General features: G+C 57.6%; 30 protein-coding genes, 1 tRNA gene and 1 pseudogene. 11 read left to right on the top strand and 21 right to left on the bottom strand.

Annotation, left to right across the window (positions count from 1 at the left end; genetic code table 11):
- Nucleotides 1–14: 14 nt before the first annotated feature.
- From KUF73_RS07110 to KUF73_RS07100, 3 genes are read right to left on the bottom strand one after another with little or no spacing between them, the layout of a single operon-like run.
- Nucleotides 15–557, bottom strand: a complete 543-nt coding sequence (locus KUF73_RS07110; RefSeq protein WP_218437333.1) for a DUF2937 family protein — start codon at nucleotides 555–557, stop codon at nucleotides 15–17.
- Between the two features lie 12 nt (nucleotides 558–569).
- Nucleotides 570–1,346, bottom strand: a complete 777-nt coding sequence (locus tag KUF73_RS07105) for a class II glutamine amidotransferase (protein ID WP_034150022.1) — start codon at nucleotides 1,344–1,346, stop codon at nucleotides 570–572.
- A gap of 32 nt (nucleotides 1,347–1,378) precedes the next feature.
- The gene (locus tag KUF73_RS07100; RefSeq protein WP_218437332.1) at nucleotides 1,379–1,876 is read right to left on the bottom strand and encodes an MFS transporter; all 498 of its coding nucleotides are present in this window, start codon (nucleotides 1,874–1,876) and stop codon (nucleotides 1,379–1,381) included.
- A 215-nt stretch (nucleotides 1,877–2,091) separates the two neighbouring features.
- Between KUF73_RS07100 and KUF73_RS07095 the strand changes: the two genes are divergently transcribed.
- Nucleotides 2,092–4,146, top strand: coding sequence for a S9 family peptidase (locus KUF73_RS07095; RefSeq protein ID WP_218437331.1), 2,055 nt, complete (start codon nucleotides 2,092–2,094; stop codon nucleotides 4,144–4,146).
- Between the two features lie 203 nt (nucleotides 4,147–4,349).
- Nucleotides 4,350–4,823 (top strand): cyclic nucleotide-binding domain-containing protein, encoded by a 474-nt coding sequence (locus KUF73_RS07090; RefSeq protein WP_218437330.1) that lies wholly within the window; start codon nucleotides 4,350–4,352, stop codon nucleotides 4,821–4,823.
- Here KUF73_RS07090 and KUF73_RS07085 read toward each other — a convergent pair.
- Nucleotides 4,820–5,110 (bottom strand): hypothetical protein, encoded by a 291-nt coding sequence (locus tag KUF73_RS07085; RefSeq protein ID WP_218437329.1) that lies wholly within the window; start codon nucleotides 5,108–5,110, stop codon nucleotides 4,820–4,822. The genes KUF73_RS07090 and KUF73_RS07085 overlap by 4 nt on opposite strands.
- A 94-nt stretch (nucleotides 5,111–5,204) precedes the next feature.
- On the opposite strand from KUF73_RS07085, the gene KUF73_RS07080 reads away from it, so the two are divergent.
- The 5 genes from KUF73_RS07080 (at nucleotide 5,205) to KUF73_RS07060 (ending at nucleotide 8,513) form a co-directional block, all read left to right on the top strand.
- A complete protein-coding gene (locus KUF73_RS07080) occupies nucleotides 5,205–5,891 on the top strand; it encodes a spermidine synthase (RefSeq protein ID WP_218437328.1) in 687 nt (228 codons plus the stop codon).
- 49 nt (nucleotides 5,892–5,940) lie between these two features.
- A complete protein-coding gene (locus KUF73_RS07075; protein ID WP_007944009.1) occupies nucleotides 5,941–6,312 on the top strand; it encodes a YajD family HNH nuclease in 372 nt (123 codons plus the stop codon).
- Between the two features lie 345 nt (nucleotides 6,313–6,657).
- Nucleotides 6,658–7,515, top strand: coding sequence for a hypothetical protein (locus KUF73_RS07070; protein WP_218437327.1), 858 nt, complete (start codon nucleotides 6,658–6,660; stop codon nucleotides 7,513–7,515).
- A gap of 73 nt (nucleotides 7,516–7,588) precedes the next feature.
- Nucleotides 7,589–8,059, top strand: a complete 471-nt coding sequence (locus KUF73_RS07065; RefSeq protein ID WP_007911337.1) for an RNA methyltransferase — start codon at nucleotides 7,589–7,591, stop codon at nucleotides 8,057–8,059.
- Between the two features lie 82 nt (nucleotides 8,060–8,141).
- On the top strand, nucleotides 8,142–8,513 hold the full coding sequence (locus tag KUF73_RS07060; RefSeq protein ID WP_218437326.1) for a DUF2892 domain-containing protein: 372 nt from the start codon (nucleotides 8,142–8,144) through the stop codon (nucleotides 8,511–8,513).
- An 88-nt stretch (nucleotides 8,514–8,601) separates the two neighbouring features.
- On the opposite strand, the gene KUF73_RS07055 is transcribed toward KUF73_RS07060, so the two are convergent.
- On the bottom strand, nucleotides 8,602–9,834 hold the full coding sequence (locus KUF73_RS07055) for a hypothetical protein (RefSeq protein WP_218437325.1): 1,233 nt from the start codon (nucleotides 9,832–9,834) through the stop codon (nucleotides 8,602–8,604).
- Nucleotides 9,835–9,870: 36 nt separating this feature from the next.
- The gene (locus KUF73_RS07050; RefSeq protein ID WP_218437324.1) at nucleotides 9,871–10,320 is read right to left on the bottom strand and encodes a YcgN family cysteine cluster protein; all 450 of its coding nucleotides are present in this window, start codon (nucleotides 10,318–10,320) and stop codon (nucleotides 9,871–9,873) included.
- A 165-nt stretch (nucleotides 10,321–10,485) separates the two neighbouring features.
- On the opposite strand from KUF73_RS07050, the gene KUF73_RS07045 reads away from it, so the two are divergent.
- Nucleotides 10,486–11,079 carry a nitroreductase family protein gene (locus KUF73_RS07045; protein WP_218437323.1) on the top strand — a complete coding sequence of 198 codons (594 nt, stop codon included), beginning with the start codon at nucleotides 10,486–10,488 and terminating at the stop codon, nucleotides 11,077–11,079.
- A 91-nt stretch (nucleotides 11,080–11,170) separates the two neighbouring features.
- On the opposite strand, the gene KUF73_RS07040 is transcribed toward KUF73_RS07045, so the two are convergent.
- From KUF73_RS07040 to KUF73_RS06995, 10 genes are all read right to left on the bottom strand, one after another.
- On the bottom strand, nucleotides 11,171–12,103 hold the full coding sequence (locus tag KUF73_RS07040; protein WP_218437322.1) for a D-2-hydroxyacid dehydrogenase: 933 nt from the start codon (nucleotides 12,101–12,103) through the stop codon (nucleotides 11,171–11,173).
- Between the two features lie 120 nt (nucleotides 12,104–12,223).
- Nucleotides 12,224–12,517, bottom strand: coding sequence for a YcgL domain-containing protein (locus tag KUF73_RS07035; protein WP_218437321.1), 294 nt, complete (start codon nucleotides 12,515–12,517; stop codon nucleotides 12,224–12,226).
- Nucleotides 12,514–13,647 carry a ribonuclease D gene (gene rnd, locus KUF73_RS07030; RefSeq protein ID WP_218437320.1) on the bottom strand — a complete coding sequence of 378 codons (1,134 nt, stop codon included), beginning with the start codon at nucleotides 13,645–13,647 and terminating at the stop codon, nucleotides 12,514–12,516. The genes KUF73_RS07035 and rnd overlap by 4 nt, the downstream gene beginning before the upstream one ends.
- A 123-nt stretch (nucleotides 13,648–13,770) precedes the next feature.
- Nucleotides 13,771–14,433, bottom strand: a complete 663-nt coding sequence (locus KUF73_RS07025; protein ID WP_218437319.1) for a class I SAM-dependent methyltransferase — start codon at nucleotides 14,431–14,433, stop codon at nucleotides 13,771–13,773.
- A 71-nt stretch (nucleotides 14,434–14,504) separates the two neighbouring features.
- Nucleotides 14,505–16,154: a phosphoethanolamine transferase gene (locus KUF73_RS07020; protein WP_218437318.1), complete on the bottom strand. Its 1,650-nt coding sequence runs from the start codon at nucleotides 16,152–16,154 to the stop codon at nucleotides 14,505–14,507.
- Nucleotides 16,155–16,389: 235 nt separating this feature from the next.
- A complete protein-coding gene (locus KUF73_RS07015) occupies nucleotides 16,390–16,755 on the bottom strand; it encodes a 5-carboxymethyl-2-hydroxymuconate Delta-isomerase (protein ID WP_218437317.1) in 366 nt (121 codons plus the stop codon).
- A 56-nt stretch (nucleotides 16,756–16,811) separates the two neighbouring features.
- Complete coding sequence (locus tag KUF73_RS07010) at nucleotides 16,812–17,738, bottom strand: LysR substrate-binding domain-containing protein (RefSeq protein WP_218437316.1); 927 nt, start codon at nucleotides 17,736–17,738, stop codon at nucleotides 16,812–16,814.
- Nucleotides 17,739–17,924: 186 nt separating this feature from the next.
- On the bottom strand, nucleotides 17,925–18,116 hold the full coding sequence (locus KUF73_RS07005; protein ID WP_218437315.1) for a DUF1508 domain-containing protein: 192 nt from the start codon (nucleotides 18,114–18,116) through the stop codon (nucleotides 17,925–17,927).
- A gap of 305 nt (nucleotides 18,117–18,421) precedes the next feature.
- Nucleotides 18,422–20,140 carry a diguanylate cyclase domain-containing protein gene (locus tag KUF73_RS07000; RefSeq protein ID WP_218437314.1) on the bottom strand — a complete coding sequence of 573 codons (1,719 nt, stop codon included), beginning with the start codon at nucleotides 20,138–20,140 and terminating at the stop codon, nucleotides 18,422–18,424.
- Nucleotides 20,137–21,147, bottom strand: coding sequence for a PotD/PotF family extracellular solute-binding protein (locus tag KUF73_RS06995; RefSeq protein ID WP_256345467.1), 1,011 nt, complete (start codon nucleotides 21,145–21,147; stop codon nucleotides 20,137–20,139). The genes KUF73_RS07000 and KUF73_RS06995 overlap by 4 nt, the downstream gene beginning before the upstream one ends.
- 218 nt (nucleotides 21,148–21,365) lie before the next feature.
- On the opposite strand from KUF73_RS06995, the pseudogene KUF73_RS31310 reads away from it, so the two are divergent.
- Nucleotides 21,366–21,629 (top strand): annotated as a pseudogene (locus tag KUF73_RS31310) (sn-glycerol-3-phosphate transporter); the annotation flags it as partial.
- A gap of 77 nt (nucleotides 21,630–21,706) precedes the next feature.
- Here the strand turns inward: KUF73_RS31310 and KUF73_RS06990 are convergent.
- From KUF73_RS06990 to dapA, 5 genes are all read right to left on the bottom strand, one after another.
- Nucleotides 21,707–21,796, bottom strand: a tRNA-Ser gene (locus tag KUF73_RS06990).
- 83 nt (nucleotides 21,797–21,879) lie between these two features.
- Nucleotides 21,880–22,593 carry a phosphoribosylaminoimidazolesuccinocarboxamide synthase gene (purC, locus tag KUF73_RS06985; RefSeq protein ID WP_218437312.1) on the bottom strand — a complete coding sequence of 238 codons (714 nt, stop codon included), beginning with the start codon at nucleotides 22,591–22,593 and terminating at the stop codon, nucleotides 21,880–21,882.
- 28 nt (nucleotides 22,594–22,621) lie between these two features.
- The gene (locus KUF73_RS06980) at nucleotides 22,622–23,380 is read right to left on the bottom strand and encodes an MBL fold metallo-hydrolase (RefSeq protein ID WP_218437311.1); all 759 of its coding nucleotides are present in this window, start codon (nucleotides 23,378–23,380) and stop codon (nucleotides 22,622–22,624) included.
- 4 nt (nucleotides 23,381–23,384) lie between these two features.
- Nucleotides 23,385–24,500, bottom strand: coding sequence for an outer membrane protein assembly factor BamC (gene bamC, locus KUF73_RS06975; protein WP_218437310.1), 1,116 nt, complete (start codon nucleotides 24,498–24,500; stop codon nucleotides 23,385–23,387).
- Nucleotides 24,501–24,517: 17 nt separating this feature from the next.
- On the bottom strand, nucleotides 24,518–25,396 hold the full coding sequence (gene dapA, locus KUF73_RS06970; protein WP_218437309.1) for a 4-hydroxy-tetrahydrodipicolinate synthase: 879 nt from the start codon (nucleotides 25,394–25,396) through the stop codon (nucleotides 24,518–24,520).
- A gap of 326 nt (nucleotides 25,397–25,722) precedes the next feature.
- Between dapA and KUF73_RS06965 the strand changes: the two genes are divergently transcribed.
- Both KUF73_RS06965 and KUF73_RS06960 read left to right on the top strand, forming a co-directional pair.
- Complete coding sequence (locus KUF73_RS06965) at nucleotides 25,723–26,283, top strand: glycine cleavage system protein R (RefSeq protein WP_007979776.1); 561 nt, start codon at nucleotides 25,723–25,725, stop codon at nucleotides 26,281–26,283.
- A gap of 10 nt (nucleotides 26,284–26,293) precedes the next feature.
- Entirely contained in the window at nucleotides 26,294–26,767 is a 474-nt protein-coding gene (locus KUF73_RS06960; protein WP_218437308.1) for a peroxiredoxin, read from the top strand.
- Nucleotide 26,768: the final 1 nt, after the last annotated feature.

Here is a 26,768-nt window from a genome sequence, read left to right as displayed (position 1 = left end):
TTGATCTTTCGTCCTTACAACCCGCGCATATCCCGCTCTTCGATCGGCCGGCTCTGCCGCAGTCGCTTGCCGCCCAGCACCACCCAGTCAATCAGACGGAACAGGCATTCCAGGCCGAACGACAACAGCAATGCGCCGCTCATGCCCCAGATCATCGCTTCCGGCGTCAACAGGATCTGGTAGCTGTAGCCATTCCAGGTTTCCTTGCGAATGTCCGGGTCAGCGGCCAGCACCACTTGCAGGAAGCGGATGTACCACGGGCCCTGCATCGCCTGGAACTGTTTGTCCAACGCCAGCTGACGGGTCAGCAGATTGCTCAGGCTGTCGGCGTCACTGCGGAAGATCGGGTCTTCGCTGGCGCGATAATGCGCCACCAGCGCTTGCATATCGCCTTTGAAGAACTGATTGGCCGTGCCCTGAAAGCCGCTCAAACTGGTTTGCGCTTCAATCAGATGCGCTTCGACCCGCTTGGCGTAATCGTTGATGAACCCCGGCACCTGGACACCGACCAACAGGCCCGCCGCGAACAACACCAGCCGTAGATAACTGAGCAACATGGGGGAGAATCCTTATTCGGTCTTGCCCTGGCTGACGCATTCACCGCGTCGCCACAGGCTCCATTGGCCCGGCTCGTAGCGGGTCCAGGTTTCGTTTTCGGTCAGGGGTTCGGTGGCGATCACCGTGACCACATCGTTGGGTGTGGTTTCGGCCTGGAAATCGACAATGACGTCGACATCCTTCAGGCGCGCCGGGCCGAACGGGGCTCGGCGGGTGATCTGCGCCAGCTTGGTCGAGCAATAGCAGAACAACCAATCGCCGTCGCTGAGCAGGCAGTTGAATACGCCTTTGCTTCGATATTCGGCGCAAGCGGCCACCAGGTCCGGCAGCAGTTCTTCGACTTCGACCGGCTCGGGGAACGCCGCACGCACACGGTTGAGCAAATCACAGAACGCCGCTTCGCTGTCGGTATCGCCCACCGGGCGGTAGAAACTGGCGGTTGGTTGAAAATCCGCCAGTTGGCCGTTATGCGCGAAACACCAGTTGCGGCCCCACAATTCGCGCACGAACGGGTGGGTGTTGGACAAACAAACCTTGCCGACGTTGGCCTGGCGTATGTGCCCGATCACCACTTCGCTCTTGATCGGATAACGCTGCACCAGGTTCGCGACTTCCGACTCACAACTCGCCGCCGGGTCCTGGAACAGGCGCAATCCCCGGCCTTCATAGAAGGCGATGCCCCAGCCGTCGCGGTGCGGACCGGTGCGGCCGCCGCGCTGCATCAGCCCGGTGAAGCTGAACACGATATCGGTCGGGACATTGGCGCTCATGCCCAATAACTCACACATGCTCGGACTCTCGCTCAATGGCAGGGGCAAGGTTACAGACGGGGTTCTACCCGCATACGCTGGGGATTGCTCGGCACAGGCGGACGGCCGTAACGATCATCGCCGGCACCGCCGAAAGGATGATATTCTTCCGGTTCGTCAGCGGCGACAGCGGCCTTGGCAGCAGCAGCCCTTTCCTTGCGCGCATTGGCGGCGCGCTCGATCGCGAAGCGGATCGCCACAAACACCAGGTAAATGCCGAAAGCGATCATGCCGTACATGAACAGATCGGAAATCGCCCGCCACGCGTTGTTGCCGACCTTGAACGCCAGATCAAGGGCGGTAATGGCGATGGCCGGGGCGACCTTTTCTTTCACCGGGTCGATAATGGTCGGGGAAAACAGCAGCACCGCCATCAGCAGCCGCAGCGGTTCACGCAACCAGCGCCACATCCAGCGGGTAATGCGCATCCACACCAACAGGCAGCCTAAAGCGGCAAAGGCGTAAAGGCCCCAAGCGATCAGATAGTCGTTCTCGGTCATGGTGTCCATGGCAAGGCAGGCAAAGAGGCGCTTATAGTAACGACTTTTCGCACGTCAGGCTGCACCAATGGCAGTCTGTCAAACGCAATCCCATGTAGGAGCGAGCCTGCTCGCGAAAGCGGTGTGCCAGTCAGCAGAAATGTTAAATGCGCTGACCCTTCGCGAGCAGGCTCGCTCCTACAGGTTGCGAAGTCTCTATTCCGTACTTTATTCGAGAGCCGCTCATGCCCCCATCCGCCAACGTTTCCGTCGCGCCCATCGCCCACAAGGCCGAAGGTTCCGACCCGTATGCCTGGTTGCAGGAGCGCGACACCGATGCGGTGCTCGACTACCTCAAGGCTGAAAACAGCTTTCAAGAGGCGCAAACCGCCGATCAGGCCGGGCTGCGCGAAACCCTGTTCGAAGAGATCAAGGGCCGGATTCTCGAAACCGACCTGTCCCTGCCCTCCCCATGGGGACCCTACCTGTATTACACGCGCACCACAGCCGGTGACGAATACGCCCGTCACTACCGCTGCCCGCGCCCGGCAGACGACAGCCTGCAACTCGACGAAAGCCAGGAACAACTGCTGCTGGACCCGAACGCCCTGGCCAATGGCGGCTTCTTTTCACTCGGTGCCTTCAGCATCAGCCCGGACCACCAGCGCCTGGCCTACAGCATCGACTCGACGGGCGATGAGATTTACACGCTGTTCGTGAAGGAATTATCCGACGGTCGCGTCAGCGAACTGGAGTTCCAGGACTGCGACGGCAGCATGACCTGGGCCAACGACAGCCTGACCCTGTTTTTCGGCGAACTGGACGACACCCATCGCCCGCACAAACTGTTCCGTTATCGCCTGGACGGCACGGCCGCCGAAGAAGTGTTCCATGAGCCGGACGGCCGCTTCTTTATGCATTGCTACCGTGCAAGTTCCGAGCAGCAATTGTTGCTGTCGACAGGCAGCAAAACCACCAGCGAAGTCTGGGTGCTCGACGCAAACCAGCCACAGCAGGCCTTTACCTGCATCGCGCCACGGGTCGAGGACCATGAGTACGACGTTGACCACGGCGCACTGAATGGCCAGTGGACCTGGTTCATTCGCACCAACCGCGACGGCATTAACTTTGCCCTGTACACCGCCGTCGATACCGGCGCAGCGCCCACCGAGGCTGACTGGCAGAACCTGATTTCCCACAGCGACACCGTGATGATCGACGGCATGAGCCTGAACGCCGGCGCCATGACCCTGAGCCTGCGTGAAGGCGGCTTGCCGATCATCGAAGTGCATCCGCAAGACCTGCCGAGCTACCGCGTGCAATTGCCCGACGCCGCCTACAGCCTGCATGTGCAGAACAGCCTGGAGTTCGTCAGCCAGCGTATTCGTCTGCGTTATGAGGCGTTGAACCGCCCGGCGCAAATCCGCCAACTCGAACTGGCCACCGGCGAACAGAAAGTCCTCAAGGAAACCCCGGTGCTTGGCCCGTTCGACGCCGACGCCTATGTCAGCCAGCGGCTTTGGGCCACGGCCCCCGACGGCACGCAGGTGCCGATCAGTCTGGTGGTCAAACGCGAAATGCTGGGCAAACCCGTGCCGCTGTATCTGTACGGCTACGGCGCTTACGGCGAAAGCCTCGACCCGTGGTTCTCGCATGCGCGCCTGAGCCTGCTGGATCGCGGCATGGCGTTTGCCATCGCCCATGTGCGCGGCGGCGGTGAACTGGGTGAAGCCTGGTATCGCGCCGGCAAGCAGGAACACAAACAAAACACGTTCAGCGATTTCATTGCCTGTGCCGAACACCTGATCGCCAATGGTTTCACCACAGCGCCACAACTGGCGATCAGCGGTGGCAGTGCCGGTGGCCTGCTGATCGGCGCGGTGCTCAACAGTCGACCGGAGCTGTTCGGCGCAGCGATTGCCGAAGTGCCGTTCGTCGACGTGCTCAACACCATGCTCGACCCGGACCTGCCGTTGACCGTTACTGAATACGACGAGTGGGGCAATCCTGAAGAGCCGGACGTTTATGATCGGATCAAGGCCTACGCCCCGTACGAAAACGTCACTGCGCAAGCGTATCCTGCGACCCTGGTGATCGCCGGCTATAACGACAGTCGTGTGCAGTATTGGGAAGCAGCCAAGTGGGTGGCGAAATTACGTGCGACCAAAACCGACACAAATCCCCTGCTGCTCAAAACCGAACTGGGCGCCGGGCATGGCGGCATGAGCGGTCGATATCAGGGATTGCGTGACGTAGCACTCGAATACGCATTTTTGTTCAAGGTTTTGGGTGTTGCCTGAGGAACTTGGTCCGATGAACCGGTCTTAATTGCGGACACCTGTGGCCGATACAACACCAAATCCCCTGTAGGAGCTGCCGCAGGCTGCGATCTTTTGATCTTGAAAATCAAAGTCAAAAGATCGCAGCCTGCGGCAGCTCCTACAGGAGGTTGCGGTGATTTCAAATCCAGAATCGAACCAGACAACAAAAAAGACCGCACGACATGTCAGAACTGACCTTACTGAACAACGAAATTCGCGACTGGCTGATGGACTGCGGCCTGTTCAATCAACTGTTGCCCGCCGACTTCGCCGCGGCCTCGGGCTATTTCAGCATCAGCACGATTGCCCAGGGCGAAGAGATTTTCCAGGAGGGTGATGCCGGTAGCTTCATGTGCATCATCCACACAGGCCAGGTGGCGGTGCAGAAGACCTCCGCCGACGGGCAGCGGGTGACCATCGCAACGTTGCGCAGCGGCCGTTCGTTCGGCGAAATGGCCGTGCTTGATGGCGAACGCCGCTCGGCCAGTTGCGTGGCCGCCAGCAACTGTCAGTTGCTCAACCTGGGCAAGGACTCGCTGGAAAAAATGCTCAACGACGCGCCGAAAATCGCCGCCAAGATCATCCGCGCCCTTGCCGTCTCCCTTTCCAAACGCTTGCGTATGGCCGACGGGCAACTGCTGTCGCAGCAAGTCTAACCGCCAGGCGATTTGGCTTTTGGCGGGTTGGACTCCATACCCGGCAATGGCTGGTCTTTGCTCGGCGGACTTGGCATTTCCATGGGTACCAACGGTGGTCCGCCACTGCCGGGGCCGACTCTGGGCAAGGGTGCCGGGCTGATTTGCGGATACGGCGTGGGCGTCGCGGTGCCCGGCGAACCGGGCATCGGCGCGGGAGTGACCGGTGTGGATTGCAGCTGTTGAGCCTGCACTGCAGTTATCGAGAGCGCGGCCAGGGTAATGACCGTTAGAATGGTGCGCTTCATCAATGGCTCCGTTGGCCTTGGTGTCATGTGCAGGCTACTCCCAACTGCATGTATTTGCCCTCCCCGAAATGCCAATTCTTCTCAAGAGTGCTCCATGAAACGTTTCGTACTGCTCGACACCACCCCCATTCCCGAGAACGGCGGTGCCCTGTGCCTGTTCGAATACGGTGAGGATTTCGTCATCAAGATCCAGGGTGGCGACGGCGGGCAATTGATGAACACGCGCATGCACGGCTCCGAAGATGCCTTGGCCGAGATCCCCTGCCGCAAGGTCGCCGGCCGGCCCAATTCGCGGGTGTTGATTGGTGGGCTGGGTATGGGCTTCACCCTCGCCTCGGCACTGAAGCATTTGGGCAAGTCCGCTGAAGTGGTGGTCGCCGAGCTGGTGCCCGGTGTCGTGGAATGGAACCGTGGGCCGCTGGGCGAGAAAGCCGGCAATCCCCTGCTCGACCCGCGTACGGTGATTCGCATGGAAGACGTGGCCAAGGTGCTGCAAGCTGAGCCACAAGGTTTCGATGCGATCATGCTCGACGTCGACAACGGCCCCGAAGGCCTGACCCAGAAGGCCAACAGTTGGCTGTACTCCGCCGGCGGCCTGAGCGCCTGCGCCAAGGCCCTGCGGCCTAAAGGCGTGCTGGCGGTCTGGTCAGCCAGCGCGGACCGACAGTTTTCCGACAAACTGAAAAAAGCCGGGTTCAAGGCCGAGGAAGTTCAAGTCTTCGCCCACGGCAACAAGGGCACTCGCCACACGATCTGGATTGCCGAGAAGCTCAAAGGCTAGGCTAAACTTCACCCATAACCGTCATTAGTCTTTCTACAAAGGTGAACCCATGAGTTCGTCCACCCCAACCAACACGTCGAAGCTGGACCGCATCCTCGCCGACAACCAGCGCGACAAAGAAATGGGCTACCGCGACAAAGCCCTGAAGATGTACCCGCATGTCTGTGGCCGCTGTGCCCGTGAATTTTCCGGCAAGCGCCTGAGCGAACTAACGGTGCACCACCGCGACCATAACCATGACAACAACCCGCAGGACGGTTCGAACTGGGAATTGTTGTGCCTGTACTGCCACGACAACGAACACTCGCGTTATACCGACCAGCAGTATTTCGGTGAAGGCTCGCTGAGCACGCCAAAAATCGCCAAGGCGACGCATAACCCATTTGCCGCCCTGGCTGGGTTGATGAAAAAAGAAGACTGAACCTACTTCAACCTGTAGGAGCAAAGCTTGCTCGCGATGATGGCCGCACAGACAACATCTGCTTTGCCTGACAGTCCGACATCGCAAGCAAGTTTTGCTCCTACAGGGGTGTGTCAACAAGCCGGCAAAACCTGACGGCAGACGGCGATAATCTGCCGCTACCGGCAAACACCTCCACCTTCCCGCGCTGCAAACATGTCCAGACCGTTACAAAGCCACGCCTAAATGCCATCAGCCCTGATGGCACTGTTCTTGCTGCGTACCAGCATCGATACACTGAGCGCTGTCAAAATCCGGGTTGCTCAGCCGTCTCTAAACTGTGTCACACATGGACATGCCTGATTTATGAACGTCACCTCAACCCTCAATAGTGCCGCCATGGTGGCCTACAACAATTCGGCTGAGACCAGAACTAAAGCCACAGCGCGTGCATACGAACAGACGGCCACCCAATCCAAAAAAGATGATGCACTCAGTCTCTCTAAAACAGCCGCTGACTACAGTGGCTCGATTACCGACAACGCACCGTTTTTTCCGGTACGTCCGGGCATGAACGCCGATGCCCTGGTACTTGGCGTCACCCAGCCGGGTGCTACTTCCAGTTCAAAAGACAAAACCTTTGCGCAGGTCGCCACCGATGCGCGCAAACGCATGGACGACAAATACGCGCAGATGAAGGCTGGCGATAAGCCGTACACCGGCAGCGTTGAAGACCGTAATGCGCTGATGGGCGATCTGGATCGACGTTCACTCAACGCCGTCGCAACGAATGAAGGCGGACAGTTTTCCAAGGATGAGCAGGATGCGGCGAAAGCGTTGATGCAACAGCAGTCGCGACTGGCAACCGGTTACTTCAGCGGCCCCGAAGATCAACGAAAGGACTGGAAAGATCCCTTCGCCAATGACCCGGTCGGCCGAGCCAAGGCTGCATTGAATTTTCTCGACAATATGAGCCCTGAAGAAAAAAACACACCGCAATGGCTGTCCCAGCACATGACCTTGCAGAATGCATTGAATCAGTACGACAAGGTCGCTCCAGATTCCGCGGAGAAGAAATCCGGGCATTTCCACAACCTTGCGGAAATTCTCGCAGGGGTCGACACCGACGGTTCCGAGAGTAAAAACCCGCAGAACGACAAGATCAACACTGCCGGGAATGCCATGATGGACAGGATCAAGGCGCTCATGCCAGCCACCCAGTGAGGCTGTCGCCGAATCAGCGGGCCGAGCGCAATCCCCGTATAATCGCGCTTTTTTCCTGAAAGGCACCCCGCTCGTGGCAGACAAACGGTACAGCTGCATTGGTTTGTATAACCCCAAATCACCGGAGAACGTCGGTTCGGTGATGCGCGCCGCTGGCTGTTATGGCGTGGCTTCGGTGTTCTACACCGGCAAGCGCTATGAACGCGCCGCCGACTTCGTCACCGATACCAAGCGCGTGCACTACGATATCCCGCTGATTGGCATTGACGACCTGAAGAAAATCTTGCCGCTCAATTGTGTTCCGGTCGCCGTAGAACTGGTGGAAGGCGCTCGCCCGCTGCCGGAGTACACCCATCCAGACCGCGCGCTGTATATCTTCGGCCCGGAAGATGGCTCGCTGGATAAAGAGATTCGCGACTGGTGCGAAGACGTGGTCTACATCCCGACCACCGGCTGCATGAACCTCGCGGCCACGGTCAACGTCGTGCTCTACGACCGAATGGCCAAGGGCCTCAATACCCGTTCGGGGCCGAAATTCCGCTGAATCGACGTACATCCGATGGAACCCGCCGACCGCCCAGGCAGTCAGCTGACTATCGATTATTGAAGCAGCCTGGAGACAGATCATGAGCGAACTCAAACGCGTCGAGCGCATTGAATCCACCCCGTTCCAGACTTATTCCGACCAGAACGTCCAGGGCTGGGAACGCATCGGCTCCCTGGCGGGTGGCGTGGTGATGGTAGGCAAGGGCCTGCGTCGTGGCGGCATCTTCGGCCTGATTCAAGTGGCTATCGGCGGCGTCGCCCTGGCCCGGGGCATCACCGGCCATAGCTCGGCGAAAAGCCTGCTGGAAAAAAGCCGCCAGGACATGGACAACGTGCGGGCGAAGATTCAGCGCGCGGGTGAGGAGTTGAGCCGTTTGAAAGCCAATGCCGAGGCGGCGACCAAAACAGCGACGGTGACTGGCAATGATTCTCTGAAATCGCCGAAGCTTTAAAAAGCACAAGATCGCAGCCTTCGGCAGCTCCTGCAGGGTGTACACCAACCCAATGCAGGAGCTGCCGAAGTCTGCGATCTTTTGATTTTTACTGAAGCAACTCGGTATCAAGAACCTTGGAAGACTCGCCGATAACGCTTTCACTGAGCTGCACAAACGCCTTGGTATCAACACTCTCCAGATGCATGGCCCCACGCAACACATCATCCAGCGAACGCTTGTTGCGGGTCTTCAGGCGAATCTCGCGATCCAGCTCCTGCAACACCACTACCGCTTTCGAGACTTGCGCCGGGCTGATCTGCTCACCGCGCAAGGTCGTGACTTTCTGACTGTCCTTGATCAGCTTGTCCTGAAGGCTTTGGTAGCGCTCGTCACTCACGCCTCCGGCGCGACGCACCAGTTCGATCGCGTAAAACTCGGCAAACCCCTCGCTGATCCAGTCGCTGCGCTGAGTATCGTTGATCCGCCCGAACACCTGCACCAACTCACGAACCAACGCACTGGTGCCGCTTTCGCTGACCAACGGCAAGTGGCTGTTGAGGTAGATCGACTCGTGCGCCGCCAGCCCCCCGCGCCACATCGGATCATTGGCGCCGACAATCAGCAATTTAGTGGGGTGACGAGGGAACACGGCTTGCACTTGCGGCCAGACGAAAGTCAGCAGGGTCAGCACATCCATGCGGCGCATGCCCTGGCCTCGGGGTGAGGCGACGGTAACTTCGGTTTCGCCCAGTCGAGTGCGACGACTGCCGAGCTGTCCGGCGAGCATCCAACCGGTTGGTCGGTCGAACAGTCTGGAAACATTGTCGATGCGGAATTTGTTCTTGCCGATCCTCGGCCAGGCAGTTTCGATGCTTTTCCAGCCGTTGGGCAATTCGAATTCGAGGCGTGAAACCAGCTCGATGCCATCCTGCTGATCGAGTTTGGCGGCCGGCACCAGATCATCGCCGCGCATCAAGGCCCAGGCCGGGGTCATGCGCGTGTCGAAGCTACCGCTCTTGCGTCCATGGCTGATGCGTACACGGTAGGTCAAGCGGGCCTTGTCGGTGGCCGGTCGCCACACGCCGCGGGCCTGCTTGCCGGGTGTCAGCTGCCACTGGCCGTCGGCTTTGAAATCGCTGTAATGGCTGCCGTCGCCGAGGTCGAAATCCAGACTGCGGACTGCCGAGCCCTGGGCCAGCGTCAGGCGGACTTCAGCCTGATCACTTTGCGGCAACAGGCGCACGTGGTAATCCAGATCGACCTTCTTCGTCGCCGCCCACAGGGGCGAACTCAGGGCCAGTAATCCAACGACCAGCGTCCGCCGCCATCCCACAGCCATACACACTCCTTCGTGAATCATCAGAACGCAATGCGCTCAACCCGCCCGGAAAATCAGATGATCTTCCCAATCATCTTCCGGCACGCTGCCTTCGGCGAGCATACGCCCGGATTGTGAAATACGTTCGTGATGCACCGCATCGCGATCACCGCACACCAAGTGATGCCACAGTGGCAGGTCCTTGCCCTCGCTGACCAGTCGATAACCACAGGTCGGCGGTAGCCATTTGAACTCGTCAGCCTTGCCCGGCGTAAGCTGGATGCAGTCAGGCACGAAGTCGCGACGATTCGGGTAATCGCTGCACTGGCAGGTTTTCAGGTCCAGGAGTTTGCAGGCGATGCGCGTGTAATAGACGCTGTTGTCGTCTTCATCCTCAAGCTTTTGCAGACAGCACAGGCCACAACCGTCGCACAGCGATTCCCATTCCTCCTGATCAAGTTGATCGAGGGTTTTACGTATCCAGAACGGTTCGACTTTGGCGACCATGGCTCAAGCATCAATATCAGGTGGTGAAAAGGCCGCCAGTCTAGTGCCCTAAGCCTCGCGGGCCAAGCATTGGCGACTGCCGGTAGAACGCGCTTGTCAGTTATTGCGCCGCCACGTAGGGTTTTGCGTCGCCCCTCACTTTCAAACGTAGCAAGGAATCTCTTGATGAGTGCAAACACACGCGTTGCCGACTATGCCATCCATCCTCAGTTCACCGATCGCTGGTCGCCTCGCGCTTTCACCGGCGAAGCCATCCCCGTCGAGACGCTGCTCAGCTTCTTCGAAGCCGCACGCTGGGCACCGTCGGCGTACAACTCACAGCCTTGGCGGTTTCTCTACGCGCGTCGCGACACCGCGAATTGGGAGCGTTACCTGGGCCTGCTGAACGAGTTCAACCGCAGTTGGGCGCAACATGCTTCGGCGCTGGTGATTGTGGTATCGAAAACCACCTTCGCGGCGCCTGGCGCCACCGAAGAAACCCCGGCCCTGTGGCACACCTTTGACACGGGTTCGGCCTGGGGCCATCTGGCGTTGCAAGCGAGCATCAGCGGCTGGCACACCCACGGCATGGCCGGTTTCGATCAGGAACTGACCCGCAAGGAGCTGAACATTCCTGAAGGCTACGCCCTGCACGCCGCCGTGGCGATTGGCAAACTGGGTGACAAATCGACACTGGCGGACTACCTGCAAGCCCGTGAAGCGCCAAGCCCGCGTCGTCCACTGAGCGAACTCGCGGCTGAAGGCGACTTCACCCTCTAAAAGTAAAAGATCGCAGCCTTCGGCAGCTCCTACAGGTGTACACCTATCCCTGAAAGAGCTGCCGCAGGCTGCGATCTTTTTTGCTTACGCCTCAATACCCGCGATCGAAATCCACTTCCCCGCGCAACGCCTCACCCGCCTGATACGCCCGCAGATTCTCGACAAACAGGTTAACCATCAGCGATGGCGAGGTCGGTGCCGAACTGTGGCCCGTCAACAATAAGCCCCAGGCTGTCCAGAATGGATGACGTTGCGGCAACGGTTCCTGACGGCAGACGTCGATCACCGCACCCACCAGATGCCCTTCTTTCAAGGCATCCACCAGGTCCGCATCGACCACCGCGACACCGCGCCCGACGTTGATGAACAACCCGGTCGGCTTGAATCGCTTGAACAACGCCGCATCGTAAATATCGTGAGTGTTCGGCGTATTGGGCAGCAGATTGACTACGTAATCCACTTCACCGACCAAACGCGGCAGATCGGCCAGCGAGCCGACTTCGACAAACGGTGCGAGTTCACGAGCGGTACTGGCGATGCCATACAGTTCGACGCCGAACGGCAGCAAAAACTGCGCGACGGTCTGGCCGATATCACCGGTGCCGACGATCAATACCTTGCGCCCCGCCAGGCTTTGGCCATGGCGACTGTCCCATTTGCGTTCGACCTGGCTGACCAGCCGCGCCAACACTTCACGTTCGTGACCGAGCATATAAGTAAGCACGTATTCAGCCATGACCTGGCCGAAAATCCCCACCGCGCGGGTCAGGCGATAGTGCCGTGGCAAGCCATCAGCCAACAGCGGCGTGATACCTGCCCAAGTCGATTGCAACCATTGCGGCTGATGGCCCTGACGCAGCAGAGTCGCCAGCAGGTCAGGCTGGCCGAGCCATACAGGGCAATCAGCCGCCTGACGGGCCAATTCGGCGGAGTCGCCGCTAGTCAGCACTTCCAGATCCGGCGCTGCCTCGCGCAACAGTTGGGCGTAGACAGGGTGGTCGTGTTCAGCAATCAGAACGCGCATGCTTCAAACCTTTCGAAAGCGGTGCAGACGGCCGCCGCCAGAGTGTCGCTCCGTCGTCGCGGCCGTCGCCAAAATCATTCCAGTGTTTCATACAGGCTCTGAACCGAACCTGTCTGCCGATCACATCGGATCGTTGCGTCGCAGCAACTCTTCCGGCAAGTGTTCGATGTATTCGTCCTCGGCCGGCGGCATTTGCAGGTGATAGCCCTGCTTTTCGAGATTTTCCAGCACCACGGCGATGTCCTCACGCGACAGTTTTCGCTCGGGAGTCAGGACTAGATCGAACGCGTGATGAGGCTTGCCGAACGCTGCCAACAGCGGCTCCGGGACGCGCTCCAGTGCATCGCTTTTGAGCACATAGAGGTACATCTCGTTTTTCTTCAGGCTTCGATAGATGGAACAAATACGTTTCAAGGCTGTTCTCCGGCGGTGGCCAGGCTGTCGAGCAGCGCCTGGCCCATCAACTCGCGGCGCCAGCCACGCAGCGAATCAGGCAATTGGTAAGGACCATTGGGATAGCCGCTCTTGAGCAGCGCTTCCAGGGTTTTCTTGCGCAGCATCAGTTCGGGCGCGATGTTCAGGCGCTCGCCCTCGGCCTGGCCGATGGCTTTCATCTGTTTGAGTAGCGCGGCGGCATCCACCGGCAATGGCTCCGGCACGGCTGGCGGCCATAGATCAGGCGACACACTGCCAGAGCGCTTGATCAGATCAAGCAGAAACTCACCGTCCTGACGCACGGTACGCGGGTGCATGTCTTCGATTTTCGCCAACGCGCCGAGGTTGTCCGGCTGCGTGCGTGCCAGTGGCCACAGTGAATGCTCGCGGATGATGCGGTTACGCGGCAGATCACGGGCACGGGCTTGTATCTCGCGCCAGGCGCAGAGCTCACGCAATACGGTGAGTTGGGCACGGGACAGTTTCCAGGCCAGCTTGGCGTCGCGATAGACCTCATACGGGTCGATCTCGCGACGCAGATTGGCCACCAGTTCGGCACCGTCTTCCAGGACCCAGGCGTATTTGTCGTCAGAAAGCTTCGGACGAAGCTGTACGAATACTTCCGCCAGGTGCAAGGCATCTTCGGCGGCGTAGCTGATCTGGGTATCGGAAAGCGGGCGTTGCAGCCAGTCGGAGCGGGTTTCACCCTTCGGCAGGTCAATGCCGAGCACTTCCTGCACCAACCGCGAATAGCCCATGGAGAAGCCCAGGTTCAGGTAAGCGGCGGCCAGTTGGGTATCAAACAGCGGCGCCGGCAGACTGCCGGTCAGGCGCAGCAGGACTTCGAGGTCTTCGCTGCACGCATGAACAACTTTGACCACCGCCGGATTTTCCAGCAAGGCGGCCAAAGGCTGCCAGTTGTCGATGGTCAGCGGATCAATCAGGTAAGCGCGTACGCCATCGCCCACCTGCAGCAGGCCCGCGATGGGATAGAAAGTATCGACCCGCATGAATTCGGTATCGAGGGCAACGTAGGGCAGTTGGTGCCATTCGGCGCAAAACCGACCGAGGCTATCGTTGTCGCGAATCCAGTGAATATCGATGGCCACACGGCTCTCCCTTGATGAATGGCGCGCAGTATATATCGCCCCCGGCGATTTCCGCGCATCCACTGAACAAGAGCGTTAGCGAAAATACCTGCTTAACAAAAAGAATAGTCCGACAAAACCGGGCTAGCCGACCTTACGCAGCACGTAAACCCGCATCGGCGCGCAGCCGGGAAGGAAGTCCTGGTAGCTGAGCACAAGAAAACCCGCCTGCTTGAATTCGGCCTCTACCTCCGCCTTGCTGGCCAGCGGACGCGCTGCAAGCCCCTCCACGTCGGTGCGTCGCCCCTTGAAACGGCCGCCGACGTGAACCGCGATAATCACCGTATCGCGACTGACCCGGTGAAACTCGCGCAGCATCGTCAAGCGATGTTCGGAGCAAGCGATGTGCTGAAACAGTTGCATGCAAAAAATGCAATCAACTGCATTCTCTGACAAACCAATGTTGAAGGCTGAACTTTGAAACGTCCTGACCCGCTTCAATAAGCCAGGCGAATGGTGAGTACGGGCGTGATCGAGAATGTCCTGGGACGGATCGGTTGCCAGAATCACCCGGTTCGCATGCTCGGCCAGCACCGACCAGAAGCGCCCGACACCGCAAGCTACATCGAGGATCAACCCTGGTTCGCCGGCGACATAAAGCGCATTGCGTACCAGTTGCTCCTCACGCCAGAACGCCAGACGCCCGGCCAGACCCTGCGCGCACGGCTGCAGACAGACGCGGGCGTGTTCCTGATCGTAGCGCCGGGCGAACTCGAGTTCTATGGCGGATGGGGTCTGAGCAGGCATGTGCAATGGCTCTTGATCAAAGTGTTACTGGCCGCAGGAGAGCGGCCGCTGCAAGAAATAAACCCGGTTATTCAATCTTTGGCCAACACTCCGTCGGCCACCGCGCCACGGCACCCGGCAAACATATCCAGATCCTGGTTGTAGACCTTACTGTTGACTTCCAGCAGCCCCAACATCGAATGGAACAGATTGTCCTGACTCAAGGGTTTTCCACGGCTCAGCTGCAGGCAATGGGTGTCCACCGAGAACGACTTTTGATAGCTGTCGGAGAACCAGGCCAACATCGCAACATGCTTTTGTTGTTCCGGCGCCAGCATGTAAGGCGTGCCGTGCAGGAACAGGTTGTATTCGCCCAGGGACTCGCCGTGATCCGACAGATAAAGCATCGCGGTATCTACTTTGCCCTGGTTGCTGCGTAACAGATCGATCAGGGTCGAGAGCACATGATCGGTATACACCAGTGTGTTGTCATAACCGTTAACGATACTTTCGCGACTGCAATTGTTCAGCGCATTACTTTCACAAACCGGGGTAAAGCGCTCGTATTCTTTCGGGTAGCGCTTGAAGTATTCCGGACCGTGACTGCCCATCTGGTGCAATACCAACACCGTGTCTTTATCCAGGGTATCGATGAAATGTTGCAGCCCCTGCAGCAGAATTTCATCGCGGCATTCACTGTTGGCACACAGCACCGGGTCTTTCAGGTTGCTGACGTCATCCAGCGTGACCCGATCGCAAGTGCCTTTGCAACCGGACTGGTTGTCGCGCCAGATCACATCGAGACCGGCACGCTTGAGCACGTCCAGCAAACCTTCTTCGTTCTTCGCTTTGCTCGCGTTGTAATCCTTGCGCCCCATATTGGAGAACATGCATGGCACCGATACAGCGGTTTCAGTGCCGCAGGAGTGCACATCGGTAAAGGCAATCAGGCCGGCTTCCTTGCTGAGTTTTGGTGTGGTATCGCGGGCGTAACCCAGGATGCCGAAGTTCTCGGCCCGGGCACTTTCGCCTACCACCAATACCGTCAGGGATTTGCGCCCGTGGTTTTGCCAGGCTGGGTTGCGCTGGGCATCTTCACCCACTTTGACAAAAGGCTGATGCGCAGACGCAACCTGCTCACGCAAGTAACCGAATGAAGCGCCAATGTAGTTGCTCGGCACCACCATCAGGCGCAACTCATGGTGATTGCGAAACAACGACGACAAACCTTGATAGTTAACCAAAGCAACGCCACCGATGACGGCAACCGATGCAATGCTCACCAGAACTTTACTGAGTAACTCACGGTGCCAGCGACGGTAGTTAATCGGAGTTTTCCACAACAACCATGACGGCAATATACCGAGCAGCACAATATAAACGAGCAACTTGATAGACAGTAAGTCACGCACTTCCGTGGCATTGGTTTCAGCGAAATTACGGAACATACCGGCGTCGATCAATACGCCGTATTGACCCATGAAGTACGCCACGCCCGCGCTGACCATGAACAGCAGCGTCAGGACCGGCTTCATCACAGGACGGAAGGCCAGCAGGGTCAGCACGATGTTGAAAGCGGCGAAGATCATCGCCGCAAAAGCAACGCGCATGGCGATGCCTTTACCGTCAGCCGCGGTGATCTCAAAGAGGTGTTGCCACAGTACAAAATTGAAGCCAATTAATAGAAAGGCACTGGCAATCAGTGTCACCCACTCGGGGCGCACGGCTTTAAACTTCAACATGGTGATCGGCTGTTCCTGAAAAGAAGTGCCTACGGCAAATGTGAAAATTTCATTTACCGCGACAGCACAAATTTTAGGTAGCCGACCATCAATTTTTTGTGAAAAAGAAGCCAACGATTAGTTGGCTTCAGGCATCAGACAGAAAGTTTCGGTTTATTTGAGAATGGTTCAGCCCTGGTTCAGGATTAGGAAGCCCACCCCGTGGGGCGTTCCAGATCGCCAAAAGGCCAAAAACTCAAACGCCGATGGCGGTCTTGCTGTAAGACTCGCGATCGATGTCGAGTATTTCCACGCACAGCTGGACTTCAATGCCCACCGGCCATTCACACAAATCTTTCACGACGGCCAACAGGCTTTCGGACAGTTGTTGCTTGATCTGGGAAGATCGACCGCTCAACAGCGCCAGCTTCACGTGCACAAACGCCCGCTCGGCCAATACCGTACCGACCTTGAAAGTCTCGACCTTCACCGCGCGGCTCTTGATGTCGAACTCGGCACCGAACTGACCGGAACCCACCAGCGTGTTGTTGAGCCGTATCAGTGCCACGTCGGCATTCAGCTCAGGGAGGTTGGCGGTGTATTCCAGGTGCAGGTGAGGCATGGCGTTAGTCCTTCAGGTCGGTGGAAGATGCGTACATATAACACAGCGCTGCCTGGTTACTGGGGCAGTGACAATAAGTTGCGCTCCCCCATATATGCTTCAAGCCGTGATCGCAGCCAGCGCTCGGCAGGGTCGGTATCAACATGGCTTAACCACACCATGGACAACTCAAGGGTCGGGGTCTTGAACGGAAACGGCTCCTTGAACAACTGCCCGGACGCCGCCATGGCTTCGGCCGTGTAGTCCGGCAGGCTGGCAATCAGATCCGTCCCGGCAAGCAATGCCGGCAAGGAACTGTACTGCGGTACCGAAAGCACCACTTGGCGTGAGCGACCGATCTGCGCCAGCCACTCATCGGCGTAGCCGCTGACGTTGGCGATATGGGACACCAGCACATGCGGGCGCGAGCAGTACTCATCGATGGTCAGCGGCGTATCGGAAGCATCGGCACGCAACACGCAGGGATAGATATGCCGCAGCAACTTGCGTTTGGCGTTGGCTGGCAATCCGCGAGTCTGGGTGATGCCTACCGTTACATCGCCGGATGCGAGCAGGTCCGGTATCCGCCAGTAATCGACACTTTGCACCACGAAAACCACCTTCGGCGCTTCCTCGCGCAACGCGCGTAGCAGCGGCGGTAACAGACCAAACTCGACATCGTCAGACATACCGATACGAAAGGTCATGGTGCTGCTGCTGGGGTCAAAATCATGGGTCAGGCTCAACGCTACCGACAATGAATCCAGCGCTGGCGACAGGTGTCGAAAAATCTCTTCCGCCCGCGCCGTCGGTTCCATGCGATGACCGACGCGAATGAACAACGGATCGTTGAACATTGTACGCAGACGATTGAGCGCTGAACTGATGGTCGGCTGACCGAGAAACAGCTTCTTTGCCACCTTGGTGACATTGCGCTCAAGCATCAGCGCCTCAAACACCACCATCAGGTTGATGTCGGCCTTGCGTAGTTCGTTGCGATTCATCCATTGCCCCCGCGCCCAATAACTGCCGACAGTTTAGGGAGGTGTCGCAATCGGCGTCTATGCGACCTGAGCGAATTGCCTCAACACTTTGCGTTTAATGCAAAAACGTTCACACGACTGGTGTTGAAACCCATGCAGCCCGGTGAAACGAAGCTGCTCAGTCCGAGCAGCTCCACTGATCGACGCCTAGATCTCCTTGACCGGGGTTTGATCGCACGTCCCCTTGATCAAACTGATGGCATGCACGCAATCAGTCTTGTTGACGTAAGCCTCCCCACTGGCAATCGTTTCATGATTTCCTGCCCGTAAACGCCAGCGCCATTGGCCTTTGCCGGTCAGAACAGTGCCACGGGTTTGCCTGTAAATCTCAAAATACATTGTTCGCTCCTTGCGATTATTAACAGCAACAGGCTTTTAACCTGTTCTGACAGAGTAGATGAGCGAGGCAGGTTATAAAGGCAAATAAAAGCCAGCAGATGTTACGAAGCAAAGCGCTACCTTTAATCAAAACAAACCGCACAAATCAAAGTAAGACTGATGACACGCACGAGTAACTTTTCAGACAAACACACGAAACATCCAGCCAGCATTGCTCTTGATATCCTCTGGAATTCGCCGCCGTTTACAAACTTTAGACACGGACTTGGCTGGAGATATAAAGCAATAACTGGCACACGCCAGACTTAACTCATCACTTCAAAAGAGTACCTGTTTCTACCTGAACTCTTGGCTTTATACATCGCATGATCGGCATGCTGGATCAGTGCGCCAATGTCGCTACCGTCGCGCGGGAACATGCTAACGCCCATGCTGGCATGAATTTCCACCGCTTTCCCCTCAATTAATAATGGCAGTTGAAGGCAAAGGTGCAGTTTTTCCAGGAGCGCGACTATCTTCTGAGAATCCTGAACATCCTCAAAGAAAATGACGAATTCATCTCCCCCCAAGCGTGCCACGCTATCACTGGCCGGGCTGGCCGAACTCAGCAATTTGGCCACCGCCTGCAGTACCTGGTCACCAAAACGATGACCCCATTGATCATTCACTTCTTTGAAGTGATCCAGATCGACAAACAGTAACGCTATCTTCTGATCGTTTTTTCGTGCAACAGCCAACGCTTGTTCCAGCCGCTCGAAGCACATCCGCCGGTTAGGTAACCCCGTCAACGAATCATGGCGAGCCAGATGTTCAAATGCCGCACGACTGTGGGTGAGATCCTCAAGCTGCGTAAGAATTTCCTGTTTCATCGACCAAAAACTGCGTGCCAGCAACCCCAATTCATCATGCCTTGGTGTCAACTCGCTGATTTTTCGCTCCCGAGAAAACAGCTCGACCGCTTCGGTCATGTGACGCAGCGGTCGAATCAAAGCGCGGGAAGCAATAAACGCTACCAGCAGCGCCAACAGGCTAAAAAACAACGCAATCCGCGCGATGTCACCGCCCGCCCGCGAGGCTTGCGCCAACACATGACTTTGCAGCTGCCCCAGACCAAGCACAACAAACGGCTCAGAGGATTGGTTGTTGTTGGAAAGCCGTACAAACGCGGCGACCAATCCATCCTGCTGATCTTGTTCCACGCTACGGCTGATCAAGTTGCCTGGCCCCTCCGCACTCAGGAGTTGCGCCACGCCAGGGAATTCATCTTGCAGAAACAGGCGTCGGCCCTGGTCGAAGCCAAAAGTCCGCCGATGGTCCGGATGAATCAGCAAATCGCCCCAACGGTTACCGAGATAAACCTGATACTCGCTCGGCAAATCACCCTGGAGCTGACTGAACAGCTGATCGAGATCGACGTTTATGACCAATAGTGCAAACACTTTTCCGTTCACGTCCGCCACCGGCGTCGATACGTGCAACGTCGGCTTGCCCAACCCCGAGTGAGCCCCCTGTTCATGGTTTATGACTATCGGCGAAATGCGCACCTCTCCCGGTGCCAACCTCAACGTCTCGAAGACATAGGCATAATGCCCCTTCTCTTGCAGATCAGCGCCACTGACCCTGACGAGATGCTTGCCATCCCGATCCTGGCGCACCCATTCCAATCCATGATCGGTGGCGCTTATCAGTCGAATCTGCATGTAGTCAGGGTGTGCCAGCAACATCGCACGGAACGATTCGGCCAAATCATCCTGCACATGGTTACGCTGAACGGGGTCACTGAGACTCCCCAGCCGCTTGACCTGTGGGCCATTCGTTAACACTGCGGCATCTAAAGAAATATTGTGCAAGCTGCCCAGCAGGTTACGTCCGAGCACCTGAACCGCGGTCTGCAAATCGCGCTCGGCGGCCTGAAGCAGCAGCTCACGGCTGCTGTTATAGATGTAATAGCCCGCAAGCGCCGTCGGCAGCATGCCGAACAGTGCCATCAAGCAGCCGAGTTTAAAGGCGATGCCGAACCTCATTGCTGCTCCAAAGGCGGACGCTCACCAGAAACAATTCGTTGCCAGAGTTCAGTGCGGCGCTTGTCATCTTCAACGGGGTGCAGCCATATCAGGAGGTTTGAGGGGCTGCCGTCCTGTGGCTCCTGCAATGTATTGGAGAGTCCCTGACGCTCGCTCAGGACATTACTGACCTCAGGTTCAAGCATGAAGTTGATCCAATCGTTGGCCAGCGCCGTATCACGTGCGCCGCGACTTATTGCCCAGCAGTCGATCCAGGCCAGCGCACCTTCGCGGGGGATCACATACCCCACGTCAATGCCCGCGTCCCGCAGCTGCTTGAGTTGCTGGCGCCCGTAGTTGGCAAATAAAAGCGCGGCATTATGCGTACGAAACAGCTCGGCAGCCTCTTCAGGCAGCGAATAGAACGTCAAGACATTACGGCGCAGTGCAATCAATTGCTCGGACACCCGCGGAAAATCCGCTGGGCTTATCCGAAATGGATCGCCGCCCAATGACAAGCTGGCCAGGGAAAAATTGTGATTACTTGTATTGAATGCCAACACGCGGCCCTGATACTTCGGGTCCCACATACTGGTAATTGAGTCGGGTGGCTGACTGAACTGCTTTCGATCGTAGATCAGGCCCATGTCGGACCAGACATAGGGAATGGCATAAATCTGTCCGCCGACGACAATATCCGGAACTCTTGAGTAATCGCGAAAACGCATCAATTGACGTGAAGTATTGGCTATCCGCTCCGGGCGAAGCGGCTGCAACAAACCTTGTTCAGCGTAGTTATGGACTTCCGCCGTATTAGCGGCAATCACATCAAAATCACCGCCCTGATTTTCGGTCAACTTGCTGCGAAGCACTTCATCACTACCGACCAGGGTGACTTCTACTTTTACGTTGTGGCGCTTTTCAAAGGCCGCGACGATGTCACTGTCGGCGTACCCGGGCCAGGCAAGTACTCGCAGTGTCTGCTCATCGGCTTTCACCTGCATCGATACTAATAAGGACAAAAGCACGACCCATAGCGGGCACCGGTAACTCATGAAGACTGCCCACAGGATGCAATAGACTCACTATACATATGGCAATGTGCCGCCGCTCAGATACCTCCACCAGTGAGCACCGCCTTCGGTCGGAAACGCTATGCTCATCACGAAAATCTACCTAGCCTGAAAACCGCTGCTATCGCAAGAGTAAGCGCCCACCATAAAACTTCTACTGTTAGCCCTGGGATTTCCTGAACTCTTTCGATCAGCGTTCTTACTACTCGTATTACGGCCGACGCTGGGTCGATGAGCAGTATTCGGTTTACCTGAAACTCAGCGGCGGTCTGATCGAAGGATACAAAGGACAATACGACGACGAAATCCCACTGAATCATTTCGGTGTGGCTCCGGTCATCATTCCTTCGGTCGGTGCCTTTTATGGCCCGGTAGGTGCTGAACTAGTGGTGCTGGGAGCGGCTGCGGTGATGATCAACGTAGGATTCAGGTATTAGGGCAGCCCTGACCAATAAGACAGAAACGAAAAAGCCCCCGTAATCAATGATTACGGGGGCTTAGTCTTATTCAATAATGGCGGAGAGATAGGGATTCGAACCCTAGGTACCGGTGAAGGTACAACGGATTTCGAATCCGTCCCATTCGGCCACTCTGGCATCTCTCCAACGGCGCGCATCATAACAACACTTTTGCCGGAAGCGAACCCCCAAAGCGAAATATTTCTGTGCTATCAGATGCTTGCGTCGATTACAGCGGTACGCCCAGACGATTGGCGACTTCTTCGTAGGCTTCGATGACATCACCGAGGCCCTGACGGAAGCGGTCCTTGTCCATTTTCTTGCCAGTCGCCTTGTCCCACAGGCGGCAGCCATCCGGGCTGAATTCGTCGCCCAGGACGATAGTGCCGTCGTGGAATACGCCGAATTCAAGTTTGAAGTCGACCAGCAGCAGGCCGGCATCGTCGAACAGTTTGCTCAGCACTTCGTTGACCTTGAGCGACAGTTCTTTCATGCGAACCAGTTGCTCGGCAGTGCCCCAACCGAATGCCACAACGTGGGATTCGTTGATGAACGGGTCGCCCTTGGCGTCGTCCTTGAGGAACAGTTCGAAGGTGTAAGGGTTGAGCTTCATGCCTTCTTCGACACCCAGGCGCTTGACCAGGCTGCCAGCTGCGTAGTTACGCACGACGCACTCGACCGGGATCATGTCGAGTTTTTTCACCAGGACTTCGTTGTCGCCCAGCAGTTTGTCGAATTGGGTCGGCACGCCGGCTGCTTCGAGTTTCTGCATGATGAAGGCGTTGAACTTGTTGTTCACCATGCCCTTGCGGTCGAGCTGTTCGATGCGCTTGCCGTCGAACGCCGAAGTGTCGTTGCGAAACAGCAGGATCAAACGGTTAGCGTCGTCGGTCTTGTAAACCGATTTGGCTTTGCCGCGGTAGAGTTCTTCACGTTTTTCCATGATGGGCTCCGCTTGCTAAGTAGATGGGCTAGGCGATGTATCGCCAGTCGAGCCCTGAATCTTGATCGGCCAGTTGCAGCCAGTCCGGGTCGCACCCGAGGGTATCGACAAAACATTGCCGGGCCAGCTGCGGCAGGTTGTTCTTGCTGCTCAGATGGGCCAGGACCAGATGTTGCAGGCCTTGCCAGCCCAACTCGGCCACCAGGAATGCCGCCTGATGGTTGTTCAAATGTCCCAGTTCACCGCCCACCCGCTGCTTCAGAAAGTACGGGTAGTGACCGCGAGCCAGCATGTCACGGCAATGGTTGGCCTCGATCATCAATGCGTCGAGATCCCGATAGCCGTCCAACACCTTGTTGCAATACGAGCCCAGGTCAGTCAACAGGCCGAAGCGTCGTTCACCATCGCTGAAGACGTATTGCGTCGGCTCCTGCGCATCATGGGCCACGGCGATGACACCGATGCTCAAGTCGCCGATCTGCAATTGCTCGCCGCCGGCCAAAAAGCCTGCGGGTTCAATCGGTTTGCGCATCCCGCGCAAGGTTCCGCGACTGAGGTAGACAGGCAGATTGTAGCGCCGAGACAGCAAACCCACGCCATGCACATGGTCGGCATGTTCGTGGGTCACGAGTATCGCGCTCAGCTGCGCAGGGTTCACACCCAGGCGCAGCAGGCGTTTTTCGGTTTCCCGCAGGGAGAAACCACAATCCACCAGCACATACGTGTCAGCGCTGGCTATCAGCGTGCCGTTCCCTTGGCTACCGCTGCCGAGAACGGCAAAACGCATGTGATCAGCCCAGGTTGTCCTGAATCACGCTCAACACTTTGCGCGCCACATCAGCAGGCGCCACGGTATTGATGTTCTTCTCGACGGTGACCTGAACGCTATCACCCACCTTGCTCAGGCGAACCTGATAGCGCTCGGCGCGAGCTTCAAGTTCGTCCTTGGCCGGCTTGCTGCCAAACAGACTGCTGAAGAAACCTGGCTTGTCGTCCTTCTTCTCGGCTTTTTCCGCCAGGTTGATGTAGTACAGGCCCAGACTGCGGTTGATGTCTTCAACGCGCCATTCACCCTGCTCCAGCGCACGACCGACGCTCGACCACGCACGATCCAGGTCGGAACCGACGTTCAGGACAGGGTTGCCACTGCCGTCAACGCTCAAGGCGACACGGCTTGGCGTATCGAAATCACGCGAGGCCAGCATGGAGACCGAACCGCCCTTCTCCGAGATGCGGCTCATGCTCGCAAGCATGTCATCGACCAGGGCCGCGTCCAGGCCAGTGTTGACCGAACGGTTGGTGAACGCGACATCGGCCGTGCTGCCGGCAGGGCGCTCGGCGGTTACCACATAAACTTCACTGGTATTGCGCTGCACACCCGGCTCGATACGCACACGGGCACGGATTTCGCTGTCAGAGGCGACGCCAGCCGCGCTCAGACGCTTGGCCATGGCTGCAGACAGCTCATCGGAATGCTGCCAGGTCGTGGTGAATTCGCCGGTTTGCGGGCGCTGCTCGTCCAGGCGGAAACCGTTGTCCTGGAAGAACTGCACGGCCACAGGCCAGGCTTCCGCAGGCGGGTTTTGCGCCAGGATCCAGTGCGCATCACCACTTTTCTGCAGCGTGTAGGCACTGGCATCGGCGGCGGCCGTCAATGGCAGCGGCCGAGGAACGACGTACTCGCCCTTGAACGTGTCATCGGCTACGTTACGCGGGATCGGCAACAGCGGATCCAGACGCTTGGCATCGGTGATATTCGTTGGAAGTTGCATCGGTGCAGTCTGTTGCGCTTGCAGGTAATCGCTACCACGGTCACGGAAATAACCTTCCGGGCCCCAGATCCATCCACAGCCACTGGTGCTGGAGATAATCAAGGCAAGTGCGGAAAGTCCGGCCAATCGCTTCATGCGTAGTACTTCCTCAATTAAACCAGGACGCCGGACAGGCGCATGGCCTGCCGCAGCGGTTCGTGACATTCGGCGCTGAGCCAGGTGAGCGGCAGACGGATACCGTCCGGCATCAGACCCATTTCATGCAGCGCCCATTTCACGGGGATAGGGTTGGATTCGATAAACAGGGTTTTATTGAGTGGCATCAACTTTTCGTGAATGGCACGCGCCTTGTCGGCCTCGCCATTCAGGGCGGCGATGCACAGGTCGGCCATTTCGCGCGGGGCGACGTTGGCGGTGACCGAAATGTTGCCCTTGCCGCCCAGCAGGATCAGTTCGACTGCGGTGGCATCGTCACCGGAGATCACCAGGAAGTTGCTGCTGACACCGTCGATGATGGCCTTGGCACGCTTGAGGTCGCCGGTGGCTTCCTTGATACCGATAATGTTTTTGACCGTCGACAGACGGATTACCGTCTCGGCCTGCATGTCGCAAGCCGTGCGACCTGGCACGTTGTAAAGGATCTGCGGGATATCGACGGCTTCGGCGATCGTCTTGAAATGCTGATACAAACCTTCCTGGGTCGGCTTGTTGTAGTACGGCGTGACCAGCAAGCAGGCATCGGCACCGGCGGTCTTCGCGTTGGTGGTCAGTTCGATGGCTTCGCGAGTCGAGTTGGCGCCGGTACCGGCGATAACTGGAATGCGACCATTGACCTGCTTCACTACACGGCGGATGACTTCGATGTGTTCGTTCACATCAAGAGTGGCCGACTCACCTGTAGTGCCGACCGCCACGATGGCGTGGGTGCCGTTTTGCAGGTGAAAGTCCACCAGTTTGCTCAGACTGTCCCAGTCGAGACGACCCTGTGCATCCATGGGTGTGACCAGTGCCACCATACTGCCCGCAATCATGCAACCGCTCCTGCCGGAAAAAGAGAGCGGTAATGGTACTGGCGACAAGATGCTTGTACAAGCGAAGTACTGCGCTGCCGCCATTCCCCTTGGCGTTGCTTTTCGCTACCCTTCAGACTTTGATCGGTACTGATAAGCGCGTACGTCGGGTTTCAGCCTCCTTTTTCGGCATCAAAAGCCCCGATCCAGCGTTGCCACCTTTCGCTCCTGCCATTGTGGAGCACGTTGCAACCTGCGCCTCGGGTTTTCTGAGTTCGCATCCGCAGGCTTCGCCCGGTGAACAAGCCGACAGAAGTACCGACCGCTCATCGCTTTAGGAATGCTGCATGTCCACCCCCACAGTTCGCGAACAATTCCTTGTCATCAGTGCCCTCGGTGCCAACCCCATGGAGCTGACTAACGTCCTGTGCCGCGCCAGCCATGAAAATCGCTGCGCCGTGGTTACTTCTCGCCTGACGCGTCATGGCGAGTGCAGTGCGCTGGTCCTCGAAATCTCCGGCAGCTGGGATGCCCTGGCGCGCCTGGAAGGCAGCCTGCCAGTATTGGCAAAAAGGCACGCCTTCACTGTCAACGTGGTGCGCAGCGCAGCGCTGGAAAACCGTCCCCAGGCTCTGCCTTACGTCGCTTACGTCAGCTCGGCCTACCGCTCCGACATCATCAATGAACTGTGTCAGTTCTTCATGGACCATAACGTCGAGTTGGAAAACCTGACTTGCGACACCTATCAGGCCCCGCAAACCGGCGGCACCATGCTCAACGCCACGTTCACCGTGACGTTGCCGGCCGGTGTGCAAATCAGCTGGTTGCGCGATCAGTTCCTGGACTTCGCCGATGCGTTGAACCTGGATGCCCTGATCGAACCATGGCGCCCACAAAACCCAATGTAAGGAAGCTTTCATGGCCGTTGCTATCGACCAACCGGTTGCCGACTTCGAAGCACCCGCCACCAGCGGGCAGACCGTCAGCCTCGCGGCCCTTAAAGGCAAGCAGGTGGTGATCTACTTTTACCCGAAGGACAGCACGCCGGGTTGCACCACCCAGGGCCAAGGCTTTCGCGATCAGCTTGAAGCGTTTAAAGCGGCGAACACCGAAGTCTTCGGCGTGTCGCGTGACAGCCTGAAATCCCACGAGAACTTCAAGGCGAAACAGGCATTCACCTTCGAACTGATCAGCGACAAGGAAGAAGCGCTGTGCCAGCTGTTCGATGTGATCAAGTTGAAGAAACTGTATGGCAAGGAATACATGGGCGTTGATCGCAGCACGTTCCTGATCGACAAAAATGGTGTGTTGCGCCAGGAATGGCGTGGCGTGAAGGTGCCGGGGCATGTTGATGCGGTTCTAACAGCTGCTCAGGCGCTGAACAAGGCTTGAT

The sequence above is a fragment of the Pseudomonas sp. PD9R genome (assembly GCF_019200975.1).
In the GTDB taxonomy this organism is placed as follows: domain Bacteria; phylum Pseudomonadota; class Gammaproteobacteria; order Pseudomonadales; family Pseudomonadaceae; genus Aquipseudomonas.
This window is presented reverse-complemented; position numbering and strand designations above follow the sequence as displayed.

Excerpts from the sequence above, each read along its gene's own strand:
- KUF73_RS07110 (WP_218437333.1), bottom strand. The coding sequence starts at position 557 with ATGTTGCTCAGTTATCTACGGCTGGTGTTGTTCGCGGCGGGCCTGTTG.
- KUF73_RS07105 (WP_034150022.1), bottom strand. The coding sequence starts at position 1,346 with ATGTGTGAGTTATTGGGCATGAGCGCCAATGTCCCGACCGATATCGTG.
- KUF73_RS07100 (WP_218437332.1), bottom strand. The coding sequence starts at position 1,876 with ATGGACACCATGACCGAGAACGACTATCTGATCGCTTGGGGCCTTTAC.
- KUF73_RS07095 (WP_218437331.1), top strand. The coding sequence starts at position 2,092 with ATGCCCCCATCCGCCAACGTTTCCGTCGCGCCCATCGCCCACAAGGCC.
- KUF73_RS07090 (WP_218437330.1), top strand. The coding sequence starts at position 4,350 with ATGTCAGAACTGACCTTACTGAACAACGAAATTCGCGACTGGCTGATG.
- KUF73_RS07085 (WP_218437329.1), bottom strand. The coding sequence starts at position 5,110 with ATGAAGCGCACCATTCTAACGGTCATTACCCTGGCCGCGCTCTCGATA.
- KUF73_RS07080 (WP_218437328.1), top strand. The coding sequence starts at position 5,205 with ATGAAACGTTTCGTACTGCTCGACACCACCCCCATTCCCGAGAACGGC.
- KUF73_RS07075 (WP_007944009.1), top strand. The coding sequence starts at position 5,941 with ATGAGTTCGTCCACCCCAACCAACACGTCGAAGCTGGACCGCATCCTC.
- KUF73_RS07070 (WP_218437327.1), top strand. The coding sequence starts at position 6,658 with ATGAACGTCACCTCAACCCTCAATAGTGCCGCCATGGTGGCCTACAAC.
- KUF73_RS07060 (WP_218437326.1), top strand. The coding sequence starts at position 8,142 with ATGAGCGAACTCAAACGCGTCGAGCGCATTGAATCCACCCCGTTCCAG.
- KUF73_RS07055 (WP_218437325.1), bottom strand. The coding sequence starts at position 9,834 with ATGGCTGTGGGATGGCGGCGGACGCTGGTCGTTGGATTACTGGCCCTG.
- KUF73_RS07050 (WP_218437324.1), bottom strand. The coding sequence starts at position 10,320 with ATGGTCGCCAAAGTCGAACCGTTCTGGATACGTAAAACCCTCGATCAA.
- KUF73_RS07045 (WP_218437323.1), top strand. The coding sequence starts at position 10,486 with ATGAGTGCAAACACACGCGTTGCCGACTATGCCATCCATCCTCAGTTC.
- KUF73_RS07040 (WP_218437322.1), bottom strand. The coding sequence starts at position 12,103 with ATGCGCGTTCTGATTGCTGAACACGACCACCCTGTCTACGCCCAACTG.
- KUF73_RS07025 (WP_218437319.1), bottom strand. The coding sequence starts at position 14,433 with ATGCCTGCTCAGACCCCATCCGCCATAGAACTCGAGTTCGCCCGGCGC.
- KUF73_RS07020 (WP_218437318.1), bottom strand. The coding sequence starts at position 16,154 with ATGTTGAAGTTTAAAGCCGTGCGCCCCGAGTGGGTGACACTGATTGCC.
- KUF73_RS07015 (WP_218437317.1), bottom strand. The coding sequence starts at position 16,755 with ATGCCTCACCTGCACCTGGAATACACCGCCAACCTCCCTGAGCTGAAT.
- KUF73_RS07010 (WP_218437316.1), bottom strand. The coding sequence starts at position 17,738 with ATGAATCGCAACGAACTACGCAAGGCCGACATCAACCTGATGGTGGTG.
- KUF73_RS07005 (WP_218437315.1), bottom strand. The coding sequence starts at position 18,116 with ATGTATTTTGAGATTTACAGGCAAACCCGTGGCACTGTTCTGACCGGC.
- KUF73_RS07000 (WP_218437314.1), bottom strand. The coding sequence starts at position 20,140 with ATGAGGTTCGGCATCGCCTTTAAACTCGGCTGCTTGATGGCACTGTTC.
- purC (WP_218437312.1), bottom strand. The coding sequence starts at position 22,593 with ATGGAAAAACGTGAAGAACTCTACCGCGGCAAAGCCAAATCGGTTTAC.
- KUF73_RS06980 (WP_218437311.1), bottom strand. The coding sequence starts at position 23,380 with ATGCGTTTTGCCGTTCTCGGCAGCGGTAGCCAAGGGAACGGCACGCTG.
- bamC (WP_218437310.1), bottom strand. The coding sequence starts at position 24,500 with ATGAAGCGATTGGCCGGACTTTCCGCACTTGCCTTGATTATCTCCAGC.
- dapA (WP_218437309.1), bottom strand. The coding sequence starts at position 25,396 with ATGATTGCGGGCAGTATGGTGGCACTGGTCACACCCATGGATGCACAG.
- KUF73_RS06965 (WP_007979776.1), top strand. The coding sequence starts at position 25,723 with ATGTCCACCCCCACAGTTCGCGAACAATTCCTTGTCATCAGTGCCCTC.
- KUF73_RS06960 (WP_218437308.1), top strand. The coding sequence starts at position 26,294 with ATGGCCGTTGCTATCGACCAACCGGTTGCCGACTTCGAAGCACCCGCC.